The sequence below is a fragment of the Pontimicrobium sp. MEBiC01747 genome (genome assembly GCF_053601635.1).
Genome location: NZ_JBSHNS010000430.1, coordinates 1 through 6,896, shown reverse-complemented (window position 1 = coordinate 6,896; position 6,896 = coordinate 1). Strand labels below are relative to the sequence as shown.

The 6,896-nt window shown below is 32.1% G+C and carries 7 protein-coding genes; 1 reads left to right on the top strand and 6 read right to left on the bottom strand.

All coding sequences use genetic code 11. The features are described from left to right. A partial coding sequence (locus ACVC2P_RS13945; RefSeq protein ID WP_452599063.1) for a TetR family transcriptional regulator C-terminal domain-containing protein occupies window positions 1-652 on the bottom strand: 652 nt, incomplete at its 3' end. 127 nt (window positions 653-779) lie between these two features. Beyond that, on the bottom strand, window positions 780-1,448 hold the full coding sequence (locus ACVC2P_RS13940; protein ID WP_452599062.1) for an MIP/aquaporin family protein: 669 nt from the start codon (window positions 1,446-1,448) through the stop codon (window positions 780-782). Window positions 1,449-1,566: 118 nt separating this feature from the next. On the opposite strand from ACVC2P_RS13940, the gene ACVC2P_RS13935 reads away from it, so the two are divergent. Next, window positions 1,567-2,415: a DUF2911 domain-containing protein gene (locus tag ACVC2P_RS13935; protein WP_452599061.1), complete on the top strand. Its 849-nt coding sequence runs from the start codon at window positions 1,567-1,569 to the stop codon at window positions 2,413-2,415. 187 nt (window positions 2,416-2,602) lie between these two features. Here the strand turns inward: ACVC2P_RS13935 and ACVC2P_RS13930 are convergent, their stop codons facing one another. The 4 genes from ACVC2P_RS13930 to ACVC2P_RS13915 all read right to left on the bottom strand — a co-directional run. Then, entirely contained in the window at window positions 2,603-2,974 is a 372-nt protein-coding gene (locus ACVC2P_RS13930; RefSeq protein ID WP_452599060.1) for a VOC family protein, read from the bottom strand. 320 nt (window positions 2,975-3,294) lie between these two features. Continuing rightward, a complete protein-coding gene (locus ACVC2P_RS13925) occupies window positions 3,295-4,005 on the bottom strand; it encodes a YebC/PmpR family DNA-binding transcriptional regulator (RefSeq protein ID WP_452599059.1) in 711 nt (236 codons plus the stop codon). Window positions 4,006-4,093: 88 nt separating this feature from the next. Next, window positions 4,094-5,128 (bottom strand): hypothetical protein, encoded by a 1,035-nt coding sequence (locus ACVC2P_RS13920; RefSeq protein ID WP_452599058.1) that lies wholly within the window; start codon window positions 5,126-5,128, stop codon window positions 4,094-4,096. 6 nt (window positions 5,129-5,134) lie between these two features. Further along, window positions 5,135-6,896 (bottom strand): carboxy terminal-processing peptidase (locus tag ACVC2P_RS13915; RefSeq protein ID WP_452599057.1); only part of this gene is annotated, 1,762 nt, incomplete at its 5' end.

The following is a 6,896-nucleotide window of genomic DNA, read 5'->3' as shown; positions in this document are numbered from 1 at the left end:
GTGTTTGTAGTTTCTCTTTATAGATAAATTTACCTAGGTCGATGATGCTTTTTATTGGTGCTACATCTATAATATCGAAACTAGTATTGATGGATTTTTCTATAAAAATGTCAGTTTTTTCAAAGTTAGGAGACGTATCATCTAACCAGAACTTTATGGTAAGTAGCAATTGAAACCAAGCGGATTCTTTTAAGCCTTTATTCTGTAATTTTTCAATATTTGCTTGCTTTACATCTATTAACTCAATGCCTAAGTCTTCTATATACTTACCAAAGGCTTTTTTAAATTCTTGTAAGGTGAGTAATGATTTCATTTTGTTTTTATGCTTATTTAAAGCATAAATAACATAACTTCTATTAGCAGTTAGGTTTTCGAAACAGGTGTAATAATAGCTTAACAGTTTATTTCTAGGTTCGAAATTGGCGTAGTCTTCGCTGTTATTAAGTGCTGTGATAGTGTTTTCATGAAAAGCTTTAAATATAGCTTTTTCTAATGCTTCAAATGAAGCAAAGTGTTCATAAAACTTACTCTCTTCGAAGTTATTGTGTTTTGCAAATGCATAAACAGTGTTTGGTTGTTTATCATGCTCCAAAACATAATCCATGTATAATGAAATGATGTTATTGCTTGTTATGTTCTTCTTTTTAGCCATTATATATTACTATTTAATAGCATAAAGATACAAAATGTTTAACTATTTTATTTAATAATTAAACAAAATTAACAAACCTTTCACTTTAAGGTTTTAGGCTTCTTGTTTTGTTGGTAGGTTTACTTATTTAACAATCTGCATCGCAACACTTATCATCTTTTACTAATTTGCAAGACACTACGGCTGTTAATGCACCTAGTATTGGTGCTGTAATGTATAACCATAAGTATTGAAAATTACCTGTAAATAGGGCAGGAGCAATAGAGCGAACAGGATTCATAGAGGCTTTTGTTATTGGGCCAGCAAACATGGCTTCTAGTAAAATAACTGCACCAACAGCAATGGCTGCCATGGTACCTATTTCTTTACTTCCTGTAGATACATTTATGATAACAACCATAAGAAAAAAGGTTAATAAAAACTCTATTATTGCCGCTTTGTAGGGCGGAAAGCCTTCCATTGGTGTTGTTTCTCCTAAAAACTGACTTTCGGGAAATAAGAACCATAATAAAGCACTAGCACAAATTGCGCCTATTAATTGTGCTATTATATATTTTGGGACATTTTTCCAGTCGAACTTTTTTGCAAAAGCAAAGCTTATGGTTACCGCTGGATTGAAGTGAGCTCCAGAGATGTCCCCAAACGCGTAAATCATGGCCATTACAATTAGCCCCCAAGTTATAGCAACACCAACGTGAGAGATACTACCATTAGTAATCTCGTTAATAGTCATAGCACCTGTTCCACAAAATATCATTGCAAATGTTCCTAAGGTTTCTGCTATAAGTTTTTTCATTTTTATATCTTTTTTGCAAATATACGCCACCTTATTTTAAGGTTTTGTTAACAATTAAGGTTTTACTAATACGTAAATTTACATTCATTATTAAAACAAACACTAATTATCTGAAATTATGAAAAAATTACTATTGATGGCTTTAGTTTTTACTGCGTCTTTCACAGTAAATGCTCAAGTAGAAACACCACAACCTAGTCCATTTTCTAAAGTGGAACAAAAAGTTGGATTAACTGATGTTACTCTAGAATATTCACGTCCAGGAATGAAGGGGCGTACTATTTTTGGAGATTTAGTGCCTTATGGCAGATTATGGAGAACTGGAGCAAACGCTAACACAAAGATTTCTTTTAGTAATGATGTTACTGTTGGAGGTAAAACTTTAAAAGCTGGTGATTATGCTATTTATGTTACACCAAAAGAAAAATCATGGGAAGTTATTTTTTATTCTGATGCAACAAACTGGGGACTTCCACAAAAGTGGGATGAGAGTAAAGTAGCTGCAAAAGTAACTGCTGAAGTTTACCCAATGCCTGTAACAATAGAAACATTTACTATAACGTTTGACGATTTAACAAATAGTTCTGCAGTTATAGGAATGCTTTGGGAAAAGGCTTATGTAGGTGTTAAATTTGAAGTGCCAACAGATGCTACTGTTAGTGCTTCTATAGAAAAAACAATGGCTGGTCCTGGTGCTGGAGATTATTTTTCTGCTGCTAGATATTACTTAACTGAAGGGAAAGATATTAATAAAGCTGTTATGTGGATAGACAAAGCGGTAGAGTTAACAAAAGATAACCCACGTTTTTGGTATTTACGCCAGCAGTCTTTAATTCATGCAAAAGCTGGAAAAAAGAAATCGGCAATTGCTGCTGCAAAAGCGTCTTTAGAGGGTGCTGAAAAAGCGGGTAATGCAGATTACGTAAAAATGAATAAAGCGTCTTTAAAGGAGTGGGGCGCTATGTAATTTAGGTTACATTTTTAAGCTACTAAAAAAGCTATCTAAAAAGAATAGAAACGTTATTTTTTTGAATTATGTTTAAAATTCAAAAAAACTCATTTTAATTGTTATGAGAAACCGAATCAAGTTCGGTTTAACGAAAATCTAACTTTTTAGATAGCTTTTTTGTATTGTTATGATTGCTATAGTGTTTTTAAACATGCTGATCTATTAAAATAGCATTTCCATCTGGGTCTAATACTACAAAACTTGCTGGACCTGATGTATTTTTATCTGCTTCAGTTTCTAGTGTTATATTATTGTCTTTTAAGTGTTGTTGTATTGTTCTTATATCATCAAACTGTTCTAAGTTTTTTGCATTGGCATCCCAACCGGGGTTAAAGGTTAATATATTATTTTCGAACATGCCTTGAAATAATCCTATTAATGACGATTCGTTTTTCATTATTAAATAGTTTTTTTCAATATCTCCTGCAAATACAGTAAACCCAAGAGTTTCATAAAATGTTTTAGAGGCATGAATGTCTTTTACGCTTAAACTAACAGAAAAGGCTCCTAATTTCATTATCAATAAATTTAAAATTCTTTTAAAAATACAATTTTGAATAGATAAATACTTATTTAGTGTTTTAAAAATCGGGTAGTTTTTCCTATTATTTCCGCCTAAAAATTAAAATACGTTAATTAGCGGTTATACAGGAGATTGTATAAAGAGTGAAAAAATATAAAAGGTTGTTTAAAAAGTAATGTAAACGACATTTTTATTTTTTAATCTCATTACATTAATTTTTTAATGCTTTTGAGAAACCGAGTCGAGTTCGGTTTGACGTTTTTTTACTTTTTAGACAACCTCTTGTTGGTAATCTATTTTATTTCAAGTTTTTTTTACTCTGCCATAGTGTGGTAGACGTTTTGCACGTCGTCGTCCTCTTCAATTTTTTCTAGTAATTTTTCAACATCGGCAACTTGCTCTTCTGTTAAGGTTTTAGTTACTTGTGGAATACGCTCAAAACCAGAGGATAATATTTCTATCTCTCGTTTTTCTAATTCTGCTTGTATGGTTCCAAAGTTTTCAAAAGGGGCATATATTAAAATACCATCATCGTCTGCAAAGACTTCTTCTGCACCAAAGTCTATAAACTCTAATTCTAATTCTTCTGGGTCTAAACCTTCAGAAGGTATTCTAAAATTACAAGTATGGTCGAACATAAAAACCACAGATCCTGATGTTCCTAAGCTTCCGTCGCATTTATTAAAATAACTACGTATGTTGGCTACGGTTCTGGTATTATTATCTGTAGCGGTTTCTACTAATACGGCTATACCATGTGGTGCATAGCCTTCAAAAATAACTTCTTTGTAATCACCTTGTCCTTTTTCGCTTGCTTTTTTAATGGCGCGTAGTACATTATCCTTAGGCATGTTTACTGCCTTGGCATTTTGAATTACTGCTCGTAAACGCGAATTACTTGCGGGATCTGGACCTCCATCTTTTACTGCCATTACAATGTCCTTACCAATGCGTGTAAAGGCCTTACTCATTGCAGACCAACGTTTCATTTTACGTGCTTTACGAAATTCAAAAGCTCTTCCCATTTAATATGTATTTTTATTGTCCTACAGCGTAGGAGGTTTATTAATTATGTACTTATTTCACAAATTTAAAAAAAACTCTTAAATCTGCTTAATCCTTTGGTATATGTCTTGCTAAAAAATTTGTTTTTGTGTTTTCTAGCTTATCTATTACACTTTTTCTTTTGTTATTTAAGCTAGTATTTAACTTATTGTAGTTATTTACCGCTTTATTTAATGCTTTTACTTTATTGTTATATGCATCTATTTGTGCTTTAGTTCTTTTTTTCTCTGGTGTTTTCTCTAATGTTGTTTTTATGTTTTCGAAATCTTCATTTAAAATTAAAAAATCTGCTATCTGCGGTATTTTATTTTCGGCTTCGTCTATAAAGAACTCAAATGCTGCTTTGTTTGCCAAAATAAGGCTTTTATCTGTTTTATAGACCTCATGTGTTTTTAAAATTTCTAAACCTTCTTTGGCTGTCTCGCTTAATGCATTTGCATTTTGTTGTATGCCGTTAACGTCTTTTTTACTAATGGCATTCCATAAATAGATTTCGTTAATGTACACTTTAAAGAAGACAAGGTGTAAGGCGTTAGTATGCCTAAACACTTTGTTTGATATCGTCATTTTTTTTCCTAAGTCGTTATCGCTTTCTATAATGTTAATGTTATGGTCTGCTGCAAAGGCGTAAAAGTTTTTTTCGTACTCTGCTTGCGATTCGGCCATTTTTTTATCGGCAAGTTCTTGTGCTAATATATAGGCTTCCATTAAATCGTAGGATTGTTCTGCAACGGTTTTCATATCTACAATTTTAGCATAATCGTGCTTTAATAGGCTTTCGTTTAAACGCATGTGTTTTAATACTTTGTTTTTATAATCGTCTCCTCTAAAACCTTGTGCTTTTTCAATTTTAGCTATAGCTCGTGCTACTGTTTTTAGTAAGCTTTTTCTTTTGTTGTTAATATTTCTATCGCTTTTACTATGAGCTACAGCTTTGGTATAACGCCAAGTACTTTTTGTTACTATTTCTTGTTCTTTTCCTAAGAATTCTAAATACTCTAATGCGGTATCGAATTTTTGCGCGTAGCTATTAAAGGATAGTGCTAATAGGAATGTAAGGATTAGTTTGCTTGTGGTTTTCATTAAAATTTATTGATTTGAGTTTATATAGTCTGTTAGTATGTATAGTGCTTCTTTTATATAGGCATCGTTAGCAATGATTTCTATGTTTTTGTCATTTTGGGTTTTGTCTTCTGTATTGTATTCTAATAACTCTTGTGTAGATTTTGTATTGTTAATACTTAACCCATTTGTTTTAGTTTTTTTTTGTGTTCCAAAGATACTATCTAAGGTTTGGCTACGCGCTTTTCTTTTTTTTGCTATAGTTTTTAATGCTAAAGGGTAGGGCTTACCTTCTTTAAACAATAATTTATACAATTTTTTATTCGCTGTTTTTATGTTTATAAATTCTTGTGTGCTATCTACTCGTATTTTACTTTGCTGTACTAGGGTTTCTAGTTTTAATTTAGGTAAAGCCTTATGTTTAAAAATAATTGTGGTAGCATCGTTTTTTAGGGCGAAAGGTTTATCTTTTTCTGAGCTTTTAAAATTGTCATAAAGTGAGGGTAATTGTATATCTGGTATTACCCCAATAGATTGATGACTTTTTCCTGTTACACGATAAAAGGCTTCTATAGTAAGTTTGCTATAGCCAAGGTCTTTTGTTTCGCTTAAGGGCAGAATGCGTTGTACACTAGATTTACCAAAGGTTTTAGAACCTACTATTATTGCTCTATTATAGTCTTGCATTGCTGCAGAAAACAGCTCGGAAGCTGAGGCGCTATAATCGTTGACGAGAATAAGTAATGGTTTTTTGTAGAAACTTCCTCGTTTTGGGTCTCTTAGCGTAAAGTTTTCTGCCGATTTAGATTTTATAATAGAGATAGGCCCACGGTCTATAAACATTCCTGATAAATCTATGGCTTCTCCTAATGAGCCACCACCGTTAAAGCGAAGGTCTAAAATGAGGCCTTGTATGTTTTCTCTTTGTAGTTTATAGAGTTCTTTGGCAATATCAGCAGTTAATCCGCGTCCGTTTGGCGATTCTTGATTAGTATAAAAACTAGGAATTTTAATGTAGCCATAAGGTAAGTCGGCATTTATTATATAGCCCCTTACTGCATTATCATCTACTTGAATTTTACTTTTTGTTAAAGTAATATCTTGTATAGAGCCGTTTTTTTTCTGCACAGAAAAGGTAACTACTTTGTGGTCTTCTTTATTTAAAAAGGACTGAATGACTTGCTGAGAAATACAAGCTATTTCTAGACGAGATTGAGGTGTCGCTAGGGCTTTTAATATATCGCCTTTTTCTATAGCTCCGTTTTTAAAAGCAGCACTTCCAGGAATTACGTATTGTATAACGACTTCTCCGTTGTTATTTTTTTCGGTTAACAGACCAAATGATAGTTGGTTTTTGGATAATAGATTGGTATATTCTATTTTTTCGGTATTGTTAAAAAAGGTGGAATTAGGATCGTTAATTTTTACTAATGCGTTTAAAAAACTTTCTTCTACAAAACGTTTTAACCCTCCTTTTTTATTTAGTGTTTCTTCTAGTAAGCAGAGTTCTTTGTCTATAATATTTAGTTTTACTTTAGGCTCTAGTGTCGTAAACTGCTTAGTAATGGTTTCTATATCTTTTTCGTCTTCAAGGAGTTTAATAATTACTTTATAAGCAATCTTTTTTCTGAGTCTTTTATTTAGTTCTGTTTCGTCTTTATAAAAGGTATGATCTGCTTTAGGAACGTATTGTAATGTTAGTTTGCCTGAATAGTCTAGTTCTTGTGTTTTTAGGGTTTCTAACTGTGTTTTAATGCTTGTAATTCTATTATTTAAAATGGTATGGTAT

Coding starts and splice junctions, on each gene's coding strand:
- ACVC2P_RS13940 (WP_452599062.1), bottom strand. CDS start 1,448: ATGAAAAAACTTATAGCAGAAACCTTAGGAACATTTGCAATGATATTT.
- ACVC2P_RS13935 (WP_452599061.1), top strand. CDS start 1,567: ATGAAAAAATTACTATTGATGGCTTTAGTTTTTACTGCGTCTTTCACA.
- ACVC2P_RS13930 (WP_452599060.1), bottom strand. CDS start 2,974: ATGAAATTAGGAGCCTTTTCTGTTAGTTTAAGCGTAAAAGACATTCAT.
- ACVC2P_RS13925 (WP_452599059.1), bottom strand. CDS start 4,005: ATGGGAAGAGCTTTTGAATTTCGTAAAGCACGTAAAATGAAACGTTGG.
- ACVC2P_RS13920 (WP_452599058.1), bottom strand. CDS start 5,128: ATGAAAACCACAAGCAAACTAATCCTTACATTCCTATTAGCACTATCC.